General features: G+C 53.9%; 15 protein-coding genes and 1 pseudogene. 10 read left to right on the forward strand and 6 right to left on the reverse strand.

The window, feature by feature from the left end:
* The 8 genes and pseudogenes from IXC47_RS19530 to IXC47_RS14455 form a co-directional block, all read left to right on the forward strand.
* A partial coding sequence (locus IXC47_RS19530) for an IS3 family transposase (RefSeq protein ID WP_326838413.1) occupies nt 1-107 on the forward strand: 107 nt, incomplete at its 5' end.
* Nucleotides 108-228: 121 nt separating this feature from the next.
* The gene (locus IXC47_RS14425) at nt 229-1,392 is read left to right on the forward strand and encodes a DUF4365 domain-containing protein (RefSeq protein ID WP_195876069.1); all 1,164 of its coding nucleotides are present in this window, start codon (nt 229-231) and stop codon (nt 1,390-1,392) included.
* 857 nt (nt 1,393-2,249) lie between these two features.
* Nucleotides 2,250-2,582: pseudogene (locus IXC47_RS14430) on the forward strand (DUF932 domain-containing protein); the annotation flags it as partial.
* A gap of 37 nt (nt 2,583-2,619) precedes the next feature.
* Entirely contained in the window at nt 2,620-2,940 is a 321-nt protein-coding gene (locus tag IXC47_RS14435; RefSeq protein WP_326838409.1) for a RidA family protein, read from the forward strand.
* Nucleotides 2,941-3,122: 182 nt separating this feature from the next.
* The gene (locus tag IXC47_RS14440) at nt 3,123-3,677 is read left to right on the forward strand and encodes a tetratricopeptide repeat protein (RefSeq protein ID WP_195876071.1); all 555 of its coding nucleotides are present in this window, start codon (nt 3,123-3,125) and stop codon (nt 3,675-3,677) included.
* 177 nt (nt 3,678-3,854) lie between these two features.
* Nucleotides 3,855-4,370, forward strand: coding sequence for a sigma-70 family RNA polymerase sigma factor (locus tag IXC47_RS14445; RefSeq protein ID WP_195876072.1), 516 nt, complete (start codon nt 3,855-3,857; stop codon nt 4,368-4,370).
* Nucleotides 4,371-4,375: 5 nt separating this feature from the next.
* Nucleotides 4,376-5,359: a FecR family protein gene (locus IXC47_RS14450; protein WP_195876073.1), complete on the forward strand. Its 984-nt coding sequence runs from the start codon at nt 4,376-4,378 to the stop codon at nt 5,357-5,359.
* A 128-nt stretch (nt 5,360-5,487) separates the two neighbouring features.
* On the forward strand, nt 5,488-7,869 hold the full coding sequence (locus IXC47_RS14455) for a TonB-dependent siderophore receptor (protein WP_195876074.1): 2,382 nt from the start codon (nt 5,488-5,490) through the stop codon (nt 7,867-7,869).
* A gap of 156 nt (nt 7,870-8,025) precedes the next feature.
* Here the strand turns inward: IXC47_RS14455 and IXC47_RS14460 are convergent, their stop codons facing one another.
* The 4 genes from IXC47_RS14460 to IXC47_RS14475 all read right to left on the reverse strand — a co-directional run bounded on the left by IXC47_RS14460 (nt 8,026) and on the right by IXC47_RS14475 (nt 14,524).
* Nucleotides 8,026-10,185 (reverse strand): TonB-dependent receptor, encoded by a 2,160-nt coding sequence (locus tag IXC47_RS14460; protein ID WP_195876075.1) that lies wholly within the window; start codon nt 10,183-10,185, stop codon nt 8,026-8,028.
* 282 nt (nt 10,186-10,467) lie between these two features.
* On the reverse strand, nt 10,468-12,948 hold the full coding sequence (locus tag IXC47_RS14465) for a TonB-dependent siderophore receptor (RefSeq protein WP_195876076.1): 2,481 nt from the start codon (nt 12,946-12,948) through the stop codon (nt 10,468-10,470).
* Nucleotides 12,949-13,037: 89 nt separating this feature from the next.
* Nucleotides 13,038-14,033 carry a FecR family protein gene (locus tag IXC47_RS14470; RefSeq protein WP_195876077.1) on the reverse strand — a complete coding sequence of 332 codons (996 nt, stop codon included), beginning with the start codon at nt 14,031-14,033 and terminating at the stop codon, nt 13,038-13,040.
* On the reverse strand, nt 14,021-14,524 hold the full coding sequence (locus tag IXC47_RS14475) for a sigma-70 family RNA polymerase sigma factor (RefSeq protein WP_326838410.1): 504 nt from the start codon (nt 14,522-14,524) through the stop codon (nt 14,021-14,023). The genes IXC47_RS14470 and IXC47_RS14475 overlap by 13 nt, the downstream gene beginning before the upstream one ends.
* A 344-nt stretch (nt 14,525-14,868) precedes the next feature.
* Here IXC47_RS14475 and azu point away from each other — a divergent pair, with 344 nt between their 5' ends.
* Nucleotides 14,869-15,321 (forward strand): azurin, encoded by a 453-nt coding sequence (gene azu / locus IXC47_RS14480; RefSeq protein ID WP_195876078.1) that lies wholly within the window; start codon nt 14,869-14,871, stop codon nt 15,319-15,321.
* 78 nt (nt 15,322-15,399) lie between these two features.
* On the opposite strand, the gene IXC47_RS14485 is transcribed toward azu, so the two are convergent.
* Together IXC47_RS14485 and IXC47_RS14490 are read right to left on the reverse strand one after the other, a co-directional pair.
* Nucleotides 15,400-15,804, reverse strand: a complete 405-nt coding sequence (locus IXC47_RS14485) for a group III truncated hemoglobin (RefSeq protein WP_195876079.1) — start codon at nt 15,802-15,804, stop codon at nt 15,400-15,402.
* 94 nt (nt 15,805-15,898) lie between these two features.
* Nucleotides 15,899-16,795 (reverse strand): LysR family transcriptional regulator, encoded by an 897-nt coding sequence (locus IXC47_RS14490; protein ID WP_195876080.1) that lies wholly within the window; start codon nt 16,793-16,795, stop codon nt 15,899-15,901.
* A gap of 115 nt (nt 16,796-16,910) precedes the next feature.
* On the opposite strand from IXC47_RS14490, the gene IXC47_RS14495 reads away from it, so the two are divergent.
* Nucleotides 16,911-17,651 carry an SDR family oxidoreductase gene (locus IXC47_RS14495; protein ID WP_195876081.1) on the forward strand — a complete coding sequence of 247 codons (741 nt, stop codon included), beginning with the start codon at nt 16,911-16,913 and terminating at the stop codon, nt 17,649-17,651.
* Nucleotides 17,652-17,694: the final 43 nt, after the last annotated feature.

The raw sequence follows: 17,694 nt of genomic DNA on the forward strand, positions 1-17,694 counted from the left end.
ATTACATCGAGATGTTCTACAACGTCAAACGACGTCATAATCATGCTGACCGGCTTTCGCCCGTCAACTATGAAAAGCAGTACTTCGAGAGGCTTGCGAGTGTCTAAGAAACTCGGGGCGATTCAGGTTACGTTCATTTAGCTTGTTCGTACTAGTAAATTGGTGGTGGCTGATACATTTACACGATCAATAGTCTAGCCAGTTTTACTGGCCCCAAGATCTGTGCCAATGACTATCCTGATGGCACGGCCCTTGATACTTATCCAATCCGAGAAATATGAATTTACTATTATGAGCCCAGGTGAAAGAGCAATAAGGAAGAAGGAACAAATGCCCAACGAATACCCCATTCGTGCCGACACGCACATCTCCGAGTCGAAATCGCTTGCGCTGCTACGGCAATCCCTGCCGAGCCACTGGGTAATACGCGAGGTAGGTGAACGCGACTATGGCCTGGACGTGTATGTTGAAATTGTCGGAGCGGATAAGCGTCTACGCGGCGATCTCGTCGCTATTCAGCTAAAAAGCCAAACCGAAGTAAAATTCTCCAAACCGTCTCCCAGAAAATATACGACGCTCCATACGGTCAAACGCACCACGCTGAATTATTGGTTGGGTATGCCAATACCAGTGTTCCTATGTTTAGTATGTCTATCCACCGAGCGCTGTTATTGGGTGAATATCAAGCGGCGAAACCGCGAGGGCGCCTATTCCAAAACAACGCGTCCCCGAACAAGGCAGAAACCGACCGAGGCGCCTAATCCCATCATTCGAATCGAAGCGGTCGATATCTTCAAGGCAAGCCACTTAAGTCGCTTCCAGAGATCTTATGAGGTTGAGCGCCGTTGGCCGGAGATCGAGGTTGCTATCGAGAAGGGCCTGACGACATACACTTCGCTCGGTCCGTTGGTACTCATGTGTAAGCGTCGCGATCCGATGAAACATTGTTCGACCACGCTGCAATACCTCATTAACAGCTATTGGGAGACGTTCCAGACTCTCCACATGTACCTGAAGGGCCAGTCACAAGCCGATCTTTCCCATTGGTATAAGGAGAACTCTCGCTATGCCAAAGCGAATAGACTTCCGGAGTCATATACCCTTTACTTCCATACCGTGTCTGCCATGTTCAATGAGATGTTGAGTGATTATCGAGACTACCTTATCACGGTGTACGATATGGTAACTGCGACTCACAAGGAATATTTTGATCAGCGCTTTCCCTTATTGCGCTCACATTTAGAACATCGGCCTTTAACTTTCCTTGCGGACGACTGGTATCCCCGTTATTTCTTTGACGAGCACGAGAGCGAAACAAGATGCCCTGAAAAACTATTCTTCGAAGACTTCGCAGAATATGACAATATGCTGGACGATCTACTCCGCAGTTAAGCCTCGCTTTTGTGAAGACAATAAAATGTTAAGTTGGCCAGTTCTTTTTCGATTCGATCGGCAAACACGGTAACATCCCACCTGGCATACGCTACCGCTTTGCACATCTGCTTATTCAAGACCGGTTCGCCGGGCGCTTAAGTCGTGTTCAACGATGTGCGAGAAATTCTTCCAGTTGGCTTGGATTGGGTCTTTGCGCTCGAAATTGAGATCGAGATTAATGATCGTGCCGTTGATCGGTAATGCCCCAGTACCCTATTCGTAGTCATTCAGCTTGCGGCGCACCTGCACGCCTGAAATTTGTTGCGCCACGCCATGACGCCGAATCTGGAAGGCATGCTTCCTAACAAGTAACCTCGACGCTATCGGCCCACTGCGTTGTGCGTCTCCTGAACGGACCGCGCTGCTCCAGGTTCGCTATTCGCTTATCCCTGACGGCACTGGCTAGCGCCAGCCTTCCCCATCCCTGATGCCTACGGCCCGGATTCTCGATCCGGGCCTGCGCGCTTCGCTTGCGTGCGGTCGGCACACAGGGAGGGCCGTTGCCTGTCCAGCCGTCTCCCCTGACTCCATCACCTTGCTCGCGACTGTAGCCCGCGGCCGTGTGCCGTCAAGGCGCGCAGGGCCGTGTCCTCGGCTACGCCTACGGGCCGCACCAACCCTGCGCTTGTCTCCTTGACGGCCCCCGTCCACGGGCTCCCTTCCGTCGCGGGCGATGAACTCAGGAAAGACGGTGGCAACGAGGCCAACCGGGTTCTTCGTGCCGACCGCACCGAACAGCCGAAAGGCTGGGCTCCGAATCTTGGAACCCGGTGTGCGGTGTGAACAGCCAACCCTTCTTTGCCAGGAGAAAGACCATGCAACTCGCATCCCGTTTCGCTTCCCATTCCCCGACGCTGCGCAGCGATTACCCGCTGTCCGACGACCCAATCCGCCGCGTGGCCCCGTCTATCTTCGCGGACGCCCCGCACGAAAGCCGCTCCGAACGGTACGCCTACATCCCTACCGCCGCCGTGCTGGTAGAACTGCGCAAGGAAGGGTTTGAACCCTTCATGGCAGCGCAAACCCGTGTGCGCCACGACGACCGCCGCGACTACACCAAACACATGCTGCGCCTGCGCCACGCCAGCCAGATCACAATCGCATCAATTGGTGACGCCGAGTGCACAATTGCGCACTTTGACGGTACCAGGACAGGAAATCCCGGGCATATCCGGCGCGGTGGTGGTGCAAGATGGTTTGCTCTTGCTCAGTGGGCACGTGCCTGTTGCAGCAGATGGAAGTGTGTCTGCCACCCTGGAAGGGCAGCTTGAGCAGACCTTCCAGAATCTGGATGCGACCTTGCGCCATGCGGGTAGTAGTCCACAACAGATCGCACGTATGACTTTTTATGTAAGTGACTATAGGCCTGAACAGTTGGAGGCCATACGAACCGCTCGTGATCGCTGGTTAAAGGGGCATGCGCCAGCGAGTGCGTTGATTGGGGTGCAGGCTTTGTATCGGCCGGATGTGAAGGTGGAGATAGATGCGATTGCGGTGCAGCGTTGATGCCCCACAAACGACGGTAGCGACGGTAAGATAAAAGCTTGTGATCTTGCGGGTTTCTTTTTGTCAGGATTGGGTACGGATAGCCTGGTTAGATGATTTACACTCTTGAGAGTGTTGTAGTCTGAAGCATGATTTGTGAGCTATCAGAAAATTTTAATAATAAACCTTCAAAAAGGGTAATCATGAAACTGGCTTTATCTTCCGTGTTTGTGGCTATGTTGGTACTGGCTGGCTGCGCTAATCCGCTTAACCGGGTAACGTCTGATAACTATGCAAGAGATTGCAGTACGGCGGAGAGCAGGGGGCAATTGAAGGTTGCAGAGGAGGCCTGCTACCGCGCTTTGGTCAATGTTGATATTGGTAATCTCGGACAAGAGCTGAAGTCGCAAAGACTTTACAATCTGGCGCGCATCAAGCGGCAATTGGCAAAATTCGCAGAGGCGGAGCAATTGCTGAAGGAATCGCTGCTGATAGAAGAGAAACAGACCCCCGTTTCGGATCAACGTATAGGAAGACGTCTCGTTGAATTATCCGTCAATCTCGCTGGTCAGAATAAGTGGGATGAAGGAACGCAGTATTTACAACGCGTATTGCCGTTGGCAGGGCAATTTTCTGGTTTTGAGCGTGCATATATCGTCGAAGTGCTGAGTCAGTATGCGCAGCATTTCCGTACAAAGAAGAACTCTGCGCTGGCAGAACAATATGAGGCCCAGGCGGAGAAGCTGCGTAAGAGTTAAGTCTCTCTCAGGACGGTTTGAACTTGAAAACGGTTGTCACGGCAGCCGTTTTTTTTCGTCGCATCTTTGCATCATGCGCATCAGGTATAAATTGCTTCAAGGTCTGGCGTTGAATATAATGAGAATCATTATTATTTGAATGCCGCCGATTTAAGAGTGCGGCAAGCGGGAAATCCGATGCCGGCCCTTGAATCCAACCTGCAACAGCAGGTTCATCTCCTCTATAGCGACCACCACGGTTGGCTGTTCGGCTGGCTGCGCAAAAAAATGGGCTGCACGCATCAGGCGGCTGATCTGGCACAGGATGCATTCCTGCAAATCCTCGGGCGTCCGGAAGCATTGACCGAAGTACGTGAACCACGAGCCTATCTGACAACGATTGCGCGTCGGCTGGTGTTTGAAAGCTGGCGTCGGCGTGATCTGGAGCAGGCCTATCTGGCCGAGCTGGCAGCATTACCCGAAGACCTTGCGCCTTCGCCGGAAGACCAGGCGCTGGTGTTGGAGACTTTGCTGACGATCGATCGTTTGCTGGATGGCTTGTCTGTCAAGGCACGTACTGCCTTCCTTATGAGCCAGCTGGACGGGATGACTTATCAGGAGATTGCGACCGAGCTGAACGTTTCTGCCAGCCGCGTCCGGCAATACATGGCACAGGCGCTGACCTGCTGTTATGCAGCGGCATTGCCTGCATGAGTGCCATGGTCGCTACTACTGCTCCTGCTGCGAACGACCCTATAGTCGAAGCTGCCATAGACTGGATTATTTGCCTGCGTTCGGGTGATGCGAGTCAGGCCGAGCATGATGCTTTCAAACGTTGGCGCTTGCTCGATACACGGCATGATGCCGCTATCCGCCATCTTGAGCAGGTGCTGGGCACTTTCGATACCTTGCCGGTTGCTCCCCAGGTGCGCAGTACTGCACGGCGTGCTTTGCTGAACTCACCGGATCGCCGGAAATTATTGCGCAATACATTAGCCATGTTGCTGCTCGGATCGGGAACGGGTTTGCTCGTGCAGCGTGTTACACCGCTGGATACCATGACCGCCGACTTGCGTACCGCGACGGGACAGCGCAAACACATACACCTCGCGGATGGCAGTCAGATTTGGCTGAATGCACGCAGTGCAGCGGATATCGATTTTGACGAAGCGACGCGTCGCATCCATCTGCGTAGCGGCGAGATCATCGTCGACGTTGCGCCAGACGCGCAGCGTCCATTCGTGGTTCAGAGTGCGCAAGGAGGCATGCGCGCACTGGGTACGCGTTTCCTGGTGCGGCAGGAAGAGGGCAGCACGGTCCTCGCCGTATTGCATTCTTCGGTGCGTATAGACGTGGCGAGTGGTGCCAGCAGTACCTTGGTTGCTGGCCAGAGTGCACGCTTCGATCAGAAGCAGATAGAAGCGATTGATATTGCATCTGGCGATAGCGCTGCCTGGGTCGATGGTTTCATAGAAGTACATGACAGACCGCTCAGTGAAGTGATTGCGGCCTTGCGTCCTTATCGTTCCGGATTCTTGCGTGTGACGCCACAGGCCGGAGCCTTGCGAGTGACGGGCGCGTTCCCGCTCGATGATAGTGGCAGGGCGCTGGCAGCGTTGGCGGAAACCTTGCCGATTACCATCCGCAGTCGTACCGATTACTGGGTCAGCATAGAGTTGCGGGAGCCTGCCAAGTCGTCTTGACCATCCTGTCTTCCACCCGCAAAAAATATTTTCAAAATAATGGCGTTCAGCCCTGTCACTTTTTGATCTTCGTTGCACAAACCAGATGAAACCCTCGTTTATCTCGTTTGTATTAGCGGAGAATTACCTTGAATCCATTTTCTAAGCTCCCTTCATTGCGTCCGTCAGTCCTGGCGGTCTGCCTTGCCTTGAGCTCCCCTTTGCTCATGCATAGCGCATGGGCACAAAGCAGCAAATCCGCAACGCAGGTATTTGATATACCTGCGGGACCGCTGGACGTAACTTTGACCCGGATCGCACGGCAAAGCGGGCAGATTATTTCCATCCAGCCCGAGCAATTGCAAGGCCGCACAGCGGCGGCTATCAAGGGTGAAATGAATGCAGAGCAAGCATATCGCCAGGCCTTGCAAGGCAGCGGCCTTGAGTTGTTTGTGACGGGGAGTGGTGCGTTAAACCTGCGCCCGGCACCGGCGGCAGGAACCACTACTTTGCCCGAAGTGAAGGTGACGGCAAATGGAGGGCAGGAAACCAGCACCGGCCCCTTGCTCGGTTATGTAGCCAAACGTACGACGACCGGCAGTAAGACAGACACTGCCATCATAGAGATTCCGCAATCCATTTCCGTTATTACCGCTGACGAGATATCGGATAAAGGCATTACCACGTTGACGGATGCGCTCGCGCAAACACCGGGTGTGACAGTGAACCCGTATGGCTTTGATTCCCGCGCGCTGGATTGGGTGGTCTTGCGAGGTTTTGATGGCTGGTACACAAGTAATTATCGCGACGGTTTGATACAGAACGTAGGGATCAACTTCCTCGGCGTGCAGACCGAAGTCTACGGGCTGGAACGACTGGAAGTCTTGCGCGGACCTTCATCGGTGCTGTTTGGCAAAGGCGATGTCGGTGGTGTCGTGAATCGTGTCAGCAAACTGCCGAGTGTAGATGCACCGTGCGAGGTCGTTGTGCAGACTGGCAGCTTTGGCCGCAAGCAAGTCGCTGCCGACTTTGGTGGCGCACTGGATGACGAGGGAAAGTTTCTGTATCGGGTGGTCGGCGTGGGACTCGATACCGGGACCCAGGAAAAATATCCTAACGGTGAACGTATGGATCAGCAGCGTCAGTATCTGGCGCCATCATTACGCTGGCAGATCTCGCCGAGGACTTCGCTGGTGATGCAAGCCGAGTACTTGCGTGATGACTCATCTGATGACGTGCAGTTTGTGACGGCGAATGGCGTACGAACGAATGTGAAGGAGGGTGATCCCAACTACAGTCGCATCAAGAGCGGGACCGATGCGGTCGGTTACCAGTTTGAACATAAACTGGACGACGGATGGATGGTGCAACAAAAAATGCGTTATGCGCGTCGTACTATGGACAAGCATCATGTTTCCTGGGTACTGGATCCTGATGGCGTTACATTAAGGCGCACAGCGCGTCGTGATGTGGAATCAGTCAATGAGCTGACGATAGACACCTCATTGCAAGGTACGGTGCAGACCGGTTCGGTATCGCATAAGCTCTTGTTCGGACTGGACTGGGATAACAGTCGCGCTGATTCGCAACGATACAGCGGTTCGGCACCCAGTCTGGACATTCGTAATCCTGTATATGGTGTCTACATTCCTGAGCCGACCAACCAGAATACCGATGTGCAAATCAAAACTACGCAGTTAGGTTTGTATGTGCAGGATCAAATCAAGTTTGATAAACACTGGGGACTGACATTTGGTTTGCGTCGCGACCACGTCAAGACCGACACTTCGGATTATCTGAACGCAGAAAAAGCAGCACAATCCGACAAGGCAACGACGGGTCGCATAGGCCTCAATTACCTAGTAGGTAACGGCTGGGCACCGTACATCAGCTACGCAACATCGTTTGTGCCCAACGTCGGTATAGACACGGCTGGCAATAACTACAAATCCAGCAATGGCCGCCAGGTGGAAATGGGTATCAAGTACATGCCGGAAGGCTCGCCGATTTCATTTGCGGCAGCCTTGTTCAATCTCGAAAAGACGAATGTCCTGAGCTACGATCCTGCCGCCGATGAAACACGTCAGATCGGCAAAATCCGTTCGCGTGGACTGGAACTGGAGGCGAAGGCAGCCTTGTCGCGACAATTGCGTTTGACCGCATCATTTACAGCGCTGGACCTGAGCGTACGTGAAAGCGCCAATCCGGATGAAATCGGCAAGACACCGGTATTAACGCCTGAAGTGACCGGCTCGTTGTGGCTGGACTATGTGGTGGCAGATAGCAGCTTGCGTGGACTCAGCTTTGGTTCCGGCTTGCGCTACATCGGCAAGCGCTGGAATGAAGAAACGAACGTAACGTCCGAGCCATCCTATACACTGGTCGATGCGGCCGTGCGGTATGACACCGGGCCATGGCGTTTTGCTCTCAACGCCAGCAATTTGTTTGACAAGCAGTACTTCAACGGCGGCCGTAGTTACTACCGGGGAATGGAGCGCAGCATATTGCTGACTGCGCGTTACCGATTCTAAGGTGTCTTGTTTACACATCGTTGAATGTCGATGCGACGCATCGCATGTTCGTGCATACCTTGCGCTTCGTTGAAATTCTAAGTCTCTTAGACGTATAAAAAAGCCCCAATGACGAAAGTCATCGGGGCTTTTTTATACTCATGCAGTTGAATTGATTCAGAACAAACGATTCACACTCAACAAGAAGTTCCGCGGTGCACCTGGCATGCTGGTAGAGCGCCAGTAACGTTTGTCCGTCAGGTTGGTGACGGCAAGGGTAACTGTCCAGGGTAGCGCACGGTAGCCGACCGATGCATCCCAGCGTGTATAGCCGGAACGTCGCACTTTATTGTCATCGTTGGCATAGGTCGGACCACGATAAGTGACGCCGGTTTCACCATACCAGTTGGCAGTGGGTACGTAGCGCAGGAAGGCGTTGCCGTTCTTGCGTGCTATACCGCTTTTTTGATTGCCAACCAGAGTAGGATCTGCAAGATTCTTGGTGATTTCGGCTTCTTGCAAACCTATGCCGCTACGGATGTACCAGGTCTGCGCCAGCTTGCCCGTCAGGCTGGCTTCTATGCCGCGCGAACGCTCCTGGCGACCGGTCGCCCATGTGTAAGGATCATTGATGGCATCGGGTTGATAACGGATGTTGTATTTTTCCATGCTGTAAACGGCAAGTTGGCTGGAGAGGTTGCCGTTTAACCAGTCACTCTTGATACCGGTTTCTATCTGACGCGAGTATTGCGGTTCGCTATCGTAAATGGCGCTGCTGCCAGTTGCGACAGATATCATTCCACGGCCACCATACGGCGCAAAGTTTTTGCTATACGACAGGTAAATGCTATGTGCTTCTACAGGTTGCCAGATCAAACCTACGCGCGGACTTACGGTGTTGCCGCTGTATTCGCGTTGTTCGTTCTTGATCAGGTTGAGTGAATTAAACGTAAAGCGATCGAAGCGCAGGCCAGCCAGAACTTTCCATTGCGGTGTGATTTCGATCAGGTCCTGCAGATAGAGCGCAGATGCATCTGCTTTGTGGCGGTTCGCTGTTGTATAAGGGCCGGTTGCAGTCTTGTCATGTGTCCAGACAGGATTGTAGGGATCAACTCCGTAAGGGTAGCGGGATGGATTGGAGCCGCTGGCAGGAGCCGTTGTAAAACTTGGATTGCGGTTCTCTTTGGTGAATTCCAGACCGAGCAACACATCATGTTTGATACCGCCGGTCCGGAATTTGCCTGCGAGATCAAAGGAGTTGGTCAGTGAGGTGTTGTCTGCTTCTTGCCAGACGCGGGTAAAGGTTAGCTGGCGCGTTCCTGCATTATAGGTGCCTGCATACAAGTTATCGAAATTCTGGCTGGCCTCATGCAATGCTGAAGTCCATTTAAGCGACCAGTCGTTACCGAAGTCATAGCTCAGTACCGAGCGCAGCATTTGCATTTCATCTTCGATATAGTCTTGTGGATGGGCATAGGCGGTGCGGAAGTCTACGCCTGGTGGCAGTCTGTCGAACGACGGTCCCCGGTCTGGTCGACGCCATACTTTGTCGTAGGTGTACTGTGCCAGCCAGGTGAAGCCGCGCTTGTTGTCGTACAGGATGCTGGGAGAAATCATTTTGTTCTGATTGGCGATACCGCGGCGGAAGCTGTTGGCTTCTTCGTAATCGACGGTAAGGCGAGCGGCCAGATTTGGTGTGATGATGCGATTGAGGTCGATGGTGGTGCCGCGATTTTTCCATGATCCACCGCGCAGGCCGACGCTGCTTGGACTGTCGAAGTTGGCCTGTTTGCTGACGAGATTGACGACACCGCCCCCTTGTCCACGTCCATACAAAACAGAAGCAGGGCCTTTCAATATTTCTATGCGTTCTACGTTGGCAGTGCTACGTCGGATCTGTCCGCTGGCACGCGTGCCATCCCGATAGATATCGCCAGAGCTTGCTTCGAAGCCACGTATCGTAATGCCATCGCCACGCGTGTCGTAAGACGTATCGATGCCCGGTGTGCCATCCAGCAAAACACTTAAATCGTTTTGACCATACACCTTGGATTTGCTCATTTCCAGGGTGTCTATTGTCTGCGGAATATCTTTAATCTTCATCGCAGTTTTGGTCGCGGTACTCACTGTCTTGATGCGTGCATCGTCGTGATCAAGCACGTCCGGCGAGACATTTACGCTAGGAAGGATTTGGTGTGGCACCTTGTTTTTTTCCTCCGCTTCCTTATCAGAGGAAGGTGGTGTTGAGCTTTGTGCTGTCGCTGCAATGTGTACGCAAGCCAAGGTAACTGCCAGTACGATGCGCCTGGTTTTTAGATGTAAATGAATAGGATGCATAAGGTTTTCTCGGATCGTTCTTTAGCGGGGCGGGGCCTGTATCCTGGGAGGAGTGGCAGTTCGCTTTTTGCTGATTAAATCGAGTTATTAATAATGAGAATCATTATTAATAACTGAGTTGGAAATATATCTTGGATGGGTAGCCGGCGTGCTTGAGATATTTCCGTAAAGAGCGGCGAGGTATGTATGGTGATCTGGCGTAGTGGTGCTGAGCTTGACGCAAGCCCATAAAAAAAGCCCCAATGACCAGATGTCATTGGGGCTTTTTATGTCGTTGCTTGTTTACCAGCGATGCGTATAGCTAATCGCAAATGTCGCACCAGTTGCGGGCAGTCGGCTGTTGTTATTGCCACTGCGCATCAATTGGCTATAGAGCGGCAAGTAGTATTTGTTGAACAGGTTTTCTATGCCCAATGTGACGGCATCGTTTTTGTTCAGCTTGTAGCGTGAAACCAGATCCACGGTGTAGTAGCCGTCTACATCAGCACGTGCGAATTGCGTTTTGCCATCGGCCAGGCGATAGTCTTTCGACGCGAACCATGTGAATTGTGCGCGATTGCTCCAGCGTTCGTTGGGCTGATATTGCACATAGGCTGTCACTTTGACCGGTGGGATGCGATAGCCGGTCATTTGCTGATCCTGCTTTGCTCCTTGCGGCAATTCACGTCCCTGCATCCAGGTAAATGTGCCACCGCTCACCCATTTTTCGTTGTCGCTGTAGTAATCGACGGTAGCTTCCACGCCATTGATTTTTTCACTGGTGCGCGCGAGTACGAGTCCATTGTTGAATGATTGCACTGCGCCCAGATCCGAGCTGGAGCGGAATAGTGCGAAGGTGGCTACGGTGTTGCTGAAACGACCGCGCCAACCCAGTTCATAACTATCGGTTTTTACCGGTTCCAGTTGCGATGAGTTGATGTTGAAGCTGGCATTTGCATTGCGCAGGATCACACCGATATCAGGCAAATCAAAACCTTGACTGACGGACGCGTAGAACTCCTGACCTTTGACAGGTTTGAACGTCACTCCTGCATTGTGTACGACTGCGTCATAGCTGACCTTGCCACCTTTGATGGTTGCCGGTGTTGCCAGTTTGGACTGGGACAGGGGCTGGAAGTCATTGAAGGAAGCGCTGGCCTTTTCGTAGCGCAAGCCGCCTTCGGCCGACCATTGTTCATTGAATTTGTATTGCAGTTGCGCGAAGGCACCGATGCTGCGTGTGGTTAGCCACGGCATGTAGGTGCGTTGGCCGGTCTTGCGGAAGACCAGGCCGCCGCTGGCATCGTAAGCGGCTGGATCAAACACATCCAGCGGCATGTTGCTGCGCTCCTGGATGAAGTCGGCACCCCACAACAGCTTGGCTTTTTGGTCGCTGCCCAAAGGCGTGTCCATGGTCAGGCGACCGCCAAAGACTTTGTTATTTTGCATGACCTGGTCGATATTGTTGCCACGGTTAACATTGGCGCGCGCGTCGAACGGTGTGAAGCGCGTGAAGTTGTCGCGGCCATACAGCAAGGCCGTGAGCGAGCTGCCCAGGATGTCCTTGTGCTCGTAGTTGGCGCTCAGCAGTGTGTTTTCCACTTCGTTCTGATTTGCCAGATTCAATCCTTGTATGGCACGCGCGGTCGCCGTTCCTATCGGTGTGCTGGCGATCTTCGGATCAGTGGCGTAGTCGGTTTTCTGTTTTGCGCGCAGGTAGCTGGCCGAAAGTTGCAGGCGTTGATTCGCATCGATACGGAAACCCAGTTTGCCGCCGAGGCTGTAGGTATTCGAGTCAAACAGGTCGCCCTGGCTGGCATCCGGTGCAATGCGGTCACCATGTGCGTCGTAGGAGCCGCCTATACGACGGTAGGACGCATCGACTTCATAGTCGACCACATCACCTTTACCGGAGAAGTAATGCTGTACTTGAGCGCCCAAACCGTCTTTGCTGAGTCTGGACAGTGAACCGTTCATCGATATCGTAGTTTCTGCAACAGGCTCGCCACCCGGTGGACGTGTGGTGACCGAGATGATGCCGCCGCTGGCGCCACTGCCGTAGATGGAGCTGCTGCCGCGCAATACTTCGATGCGGTTGATACGTGCGGGATCAATATTGACCAGGTTGCGTGATGAGTCGCGATTGGTATTGAGCGGGATGCCGTCTACCAGTATCAGGGCGTTACGACCACGCAGCGTTTGACCGTAGTCGGTCAGCGAGCGACTGGAATCCGACAAGCCCGGCACCGCCTTGGTGAGCATGCTGCCTATGCTGTTGGGGGAAATCGCGCGCAGGTCGTTCAATTCCTGGCCTTCGATGACGGTGATCTGGCGCGCCGGTTGCGCCAGGCTGCCGCCGCTCATGCGCTCGTCGGTGACGACGACGGTGGGCATCACGGTAGCGTTTTCAGATGTGTTGGCATCGCTGATTTCGCTTGCGCTTTTACGGCGGATGCTAAGCGCACCGCCAGGGGTCGTTTCGGTCGTCAGGTCACTACCCGCCAGTGCTTGTCGTACTGCTTCGCCGGAAGAGATGCGGCCATTGATGGCTGGCGCCTGGCGTCCGCTGATTAGAGCAGGGTCGGCAATGATGGTGCGGCCGCTGAGCTGGCCTATACGGGTAAGGGTGGTACTGAGTGGTCCTGCCGGGATGTTGAGCTGTACCGCGCTAGTCGCGGCAGTTGTCTCGGCGGCTTGAGCCCAGGCACCGGATTGGGTGCAGGCGATAGCAACGGCAAAGGCGATGCGGCTCAGCTTTAAGCGAGGAAGGTGTAGATGCTGCATGTGTAAGTCCCTTAAGGTTGGTTTTCACTAACCATGTGGAACGAAGCAGAAAAACCCCTCATGTTTTTTAAAATAAATTTTTGCTCGGGTCAGGCAGGCATGAGATCGATGGTGATCAGCCAGTTGCCGTACTGCTGCATTTGTAACGGCAAGGCATGTACCAGCGTGCGCAAAGTGTGGGCTGGATTGTCGAGCGGGAAGACGCCAAAGGTACGTAAGGCGGCGGCTTGCGGTGAGATGCGGATGTAGCCGCTGTAATACGGTTTGAGCGCCGTAATGATTTCTGCAAGGCTGGCATTTTCCACGGCCAGCATGCCGTCGGACCAGGCGGCCAGGGCGCTGGCATTGCCGTCGATGCGATTGACGGTCGCTGCATCGAAGACCGCACCTTCACCCTCGCGCAGGCGCAGTTGCTGGCCGTCGCGCGTGCGCAGGTCTACGCTGTGTTCCAGTACGACTACCTGCGACAGGGTATCGCGTTGCTGGACCAGGAAGCGGGTACCGAGTGCACGCATCATGCCGTGTGCAGTCTCGACGATGAAAGGGCGGTTGCTGTCAGGTGCGACGCTGGCGATCAATTCACCGGCGCGCAAACGCAGCTGGCGGGTATGCTGATTGAAATCGACGTCGACGGCTGAACGAGCGTTCAGTTGCACGCTACTGCCGTCTGCCAGTGCAAATGTCTGCCTTTGTCCGGTACCGGTTTGCAGGTCGGCCATGAGTTGGCCTATGGCGAACTGACGCTCCGCTAGTAAAGCGCTACCACCACTTACGCCTGCGAATACGAGTGCGCCGCGCAGCAGTTTGCGGCGGCGTGTACTGAGCAGGGTGCGTTGTGCAGCCTGCATTTGCCCCGGCGCACGCAAACCGGCATCGCGCACCACGGCAAATGAATCATTCAGCAAACCAGCGACGCGTTTCCATGCCTGCTCATGTGCCGGATCAGCAGCTTTCCATAATTCAAAGGCACGTTGCTCGGCCTCGGTGATGGTGTTGGATTCAAACCGTATCAGCCAGTCGACAGCTGCATGGACGATGCGGTCGTTGGATGGATAGGTGCTGCTGGCCGTATTCATGGTGCCCATTGCAAGCATTCCAATATGGCGCGTTTCATATGGCGTTCGACCGTCGCGAGGGAGATGCCCATGCGTTCGGCGATTTCCGGATAAGTCAGTCTATCCAGGCGGCTATACAGAAATGCGGTTTTAACCGGCAGCGGGAGGGCGTCCAGCGCACGATCGATTTGTTCTATGGCTTCTATCAGTAGAGTGCGTTCTTCGGGCGACAGGGCGACCGCTTCAGGTTGCAGCATCAGCGATTGCAGATAGGTCTTTTCCAGATCCTGTCGCCGCCACAGATGAAACAGCACGCGTTTGGCGATGGTCGTGAGAAAAGCACGGGGCTCTGCTATGGCTTCAGGGTGTTTGCTTTCCACTACCTGGGCGAAGGTCTCCGCCGTCGCATCTTCCGCATCGGCACGGCTGGACAAGCGACGCTGCAGCCGGGCGAATAACCAGGGCTGATGTTCGATGTAGAGCTTCTCGACGATGGAAGTGGGCGGAAGTAGATGGGTCACAACGGGATCCGGGTGCGGAATGGCAGATCTGTCTGAATAAAGTCTGTAAATGAGAATGATTATTATTGCACGGGATGGCGCTTGGGCTCAATATCTGGATGGTCTGATCAGGACATCTGACTGAAAGTGTTGCTAATCGTCCGCATGCGTATTTTGTGAACCTTTGGGATTTATTTGATATGGCGCAAACCACCCGTTGCCTATATTCGGCACAATCCATATCAGATTGCATATGTCCGACATAAGGAATCGCATATGTGTATATCGGCCTGCAATGTGAGAATCGGAAGCCTGAGGAAGGTCACAGCTCCGATGCGATGAACCAATAATTGAAGGAGAAGAGAATGAAAGTATGGAAACCAGCACTCGTATTGATGATGGCAGGCTTGAGCAGCCATGTAATGGCGGCAGATTGTTCCGTCGAGATCAGCAGCAATGATGCTATGCAGTTCGATAAGACCAGCATTTCGGTGCCGCAAAGCTGCAAACAATTTACCGTCAAGCTCAAACACAGCGGCAAGATGGCTAAAAACATCATGGGCCATAACTGGGTGTTGACCAAGACAGCCGATATGCAAGGTGTGGCCAGCGACGGTATCGCGGCAGGACTGGACAAGAGTTACCTGAAGGCGGGTGATGCACGTGTGATCGCGCATACCAAGGTGATCGGTGGCGGCGAGAGCGATACGATCAGCTTCGCTCCATCCAAGCTGAAAGCAGGTGAGGCTTACTCCTTCTTCTGCTCCTTCCCTGGTCATTCGGGCATCATGAAAGGCACAGTACAGGTAACGAAGTAAGTTAGTCTTTACAGGTCGCTGACGAATACAAATTTGTCAGCGACATATCATCCCGCTTTATTTCAAAAGCAAATCCACTCAGTTAAACGTCAGGTCGGCCGGTATGCTGTTCGGGCTGCGCGACATTTGGTAGCTATACCAGAGACTCTGCGCGATTCTTTGTGCCGAAGCATACGCGCGCTCACCCATGGCCTGATTCGGCTGTTCTTTTGTAGTTTCCAGAAATAAGGCCAGCCAGCGCTGGAACAATGCTTCGTCCAGATGCGGCAAGGCGATGTGTTTTTGCATAGGTGTACCGCTGTAGCGCCCGGTACCGCGAAGTATGGATGACCAGAAATCCACCAGTTTGCTCAAATGATGATCCCAGTCATCGACCAGGCCATTGAAGATGGGGCCGAGTACTTCATCGCGCCGGACTTTGGCGTAAAAAGCGTGTACCAGTGTTGCGACCTCGTCGTCAGTGCATAGATCTTCTGCAGGCACTTTATTCTCCAGATGGGTGATGGTTAGATATGATAGACCGCGTACTCTATTAACGCTCAGTCGGACGCGGTTGGAATTGATCTGGCGCAAACTTTTATGTCTGACCGGCAGCTTTGAATATGTCCTGCATCCATTCGGTAAACACGCGTATACGGGCTGATAACTGGCGGTTTTGCGGATAAAGCACCGAGAGTGGCATGCCGGGAGGTGGCGTCTCAGGCAGGATCAGTTGCAGGCGACCATCCTGTATTTCCTGTTCGATGTGATAACGCGGCATTTGCACAATACCTATGCCGGCCAGCGCGCAACCGGTGTAGACCTTGGTGCCGGTCACCGAGATGGCGGTCGGCAGTACGATGGATTGCATGCGGCCGTCCACCATGAATTCCAGCGGAAAGGGTTTGCCGCTGGCGCTGGAGATGTAGTTGACTGCCTTGTGTTGTGCCAGATCTTCGATGCTGCGCGGCTGGCCGTAGCGGGCCAAGTAAGCCGGGCTGGCACAGGTCACTTGTTCCAGCATGGCGATGCGACGTGCGATCAGCGATGAATCCTGTGGTGTGCCGCCGCGCAGTACGCAATCTATGCCTTCGCGCACCAAGTCGACCAAGCGGTCGCTTTCATCCATATGCAGCTCTATACCCGGGTAGCGGGCGAAGAAGGCGGGCAGGGTAGGCACCAGAAAGTGGGCTGCCACCGTGCCCTGCACGCCGACGCGCAACAAACCTTTAGGCGCCGTATTACGGAACGCGCCATCCGCTTCTTCGATATCGGTTAACAGGCGTACGCAGCGGGTGTAATAGGCGTCGCCATCCAGCGTCGGCGTTACCAGCCGTGTCGTGCGATTCAGCAGGCGTGAGCCCAGGCGTTCTTCCAGGCGTGTCATTGCATTAGTGACGGTGGCGCGTGGCAGCTGCAAGTCTTCGGCAGCCTTGGTAAAGCTGCGGCGCTCCATGATGCGCACGAAAATCTGCATTTCCTGGAATCTATCCATGATTTACGGCCTTATTGTTGATAAATATCGAATAATGATGTCGATTCTAGCCGGATTATCTTTTGTTTGCTTTGTTGCACACTCTCGTCACTCCCACTCATTAAGGAAGAAGACCATGAGCAAGCAAGCAAAAAAAGTAGCCATCATCACCGGCGCATCACGTGGCATAGGTGCAGCGATAGCAGAGCGCCTGGCGAATGACGGGTTTGCGGTTGTCATTAACTACGCAAGCAGCGCAGGCGAGGCCGATGCCCTGGTCGCCAAATTGCAGGCAGCGCAACATGAGGCGATCGCAGTGAAAGCAGACGTCGCGAACTCGGCCGATGTGCGCCGCCTGTTTGATGAAACAGAACAGAAGCTGGGCAAGGTCGATGTGCTGATCAATAACGCCGGGATTTTGCAGATGGCTGCATTGGCCGATACCAGCGACGAATTGTTTGAGCGTACGTTCAGTATTAATGTGCGCGGCACCTTCAATACCTTGCGCGAAGCAGCGACGCGTCTGAACGATGGTGGCCGTGTGGTGAATTTTTCCAGCACGACGGTGGCGATGAGTTTGCCTAACTATTCGGTGTATACCGGCAGCAAGGCAGCGGTCGAAGTGTTGACTCCTATCTTCGCGAAGGAAATGCGCGGTCGTAATATCACCGTCAATGCAGTGGCACCGGGACCGGTTGCGACTGATCTGTTCTTCAATGGCAAAACCGAAGCGCAGATACAGCAGCTCGCCAACATGCCACCGCTGCAAAGACTGGGACAGCCGGATGATATCGCGGCGGCTGTGTCCTTTCTGGTAGGGCCTGATGGTGGCTGGATTAACGGTCAGGTCTTGCGTGCGAATGGTGGCCTGGCATGAAGTTGTAATCGCCGGATCAGTGCTGCGGAGTTATTCACGATCT

It is taken from the genome of Herminiimonas contaminans (genome assembly GCF_015645465.1).
Lineage (GTDB): Bacteria > Pseudomonadota > Gammaproteobacteria > Burkholderiales > Burkholderiaceae_D > Oxalicibacterium > Oxalicibacterium contaminans.

What these genes read in the sequence shown, in the direction of transcription:
- azu (WP_195876078.1), top strand. Translation starts at nt 14,869, where the DNA reads ATGAAAGTATGGAAACCAGCACTCGTATTGATGATGGCAGGCTTGAGC.
- IXC47_RS14460 (WP_195876075.1), bottom strand. Translation starts at nt 10,185, where the DNA reads ATGCATCCTATTCATTTACATCTAAAAACCAGGCGCATCGTACTGGCA.
- IXC47_RS14450 (WP_195876073.1), top strand. Translation starts at nt 4,376, where the DNA reads ATGGTCGCTACTACTGCTCCTGCTGCGAACGACCCTATAGTCGAAGCT.
- IXC47_RS14490 (WP_195876080.1), bottom strand. Translation starts at nt 16,795, where the DNA reads ATGGATAGATTCCAGGAAATGCAGATTTTCGTGCGCATCATGGAGCGC.
- IXC47_RS14470 (WP_195876077.1), bottom strand. Translation starts at nt 14,033, where the DNA reads ATGGGCACCATGAATACGGCCAGCAGCACCTATCCATCCAACGACCGC.
- IXC47_RS14445 (WP_195876072.1), top strand. Translation starts at nt 3,855, where the DNA reads ATGCCGGCCCTTGAATCCAACCTGCAACAGCAGGTTCATCTCCTCTAT.
- IXC47_RS14465 (WP_195876076.1), bottom strand. Translation starts at nt 12,948, where the DNA reads ATGCAGCATCTACACCTTCCTCGCTTAAAGCTGAGCCGCATCGCCTTT.
- IXC47_RS14440 (WP_195876071.1), top strand. Translation starts at nt 3,123, where the DNA reads ATGAAACTGGCTTTATCTTCCGTGTTTGTGGCTATGTTGGTACTGGCT.
- IXC47_RS14425 (WP_195876069.1), top strand. Translation starts at nt 229, where the DNA reads ATGACTATCCTGATGGCACGGCCCTTGATACTTATCCAATCCGAGAAA.
- IXC47_RS14495 (WP_195876081.1), top strand. Translation starts at nt 16,911, where the DNA reads ATGAGCAAGCAAGCAAAAAAAGTAGCCATCATCACCGGCGCATCACGT.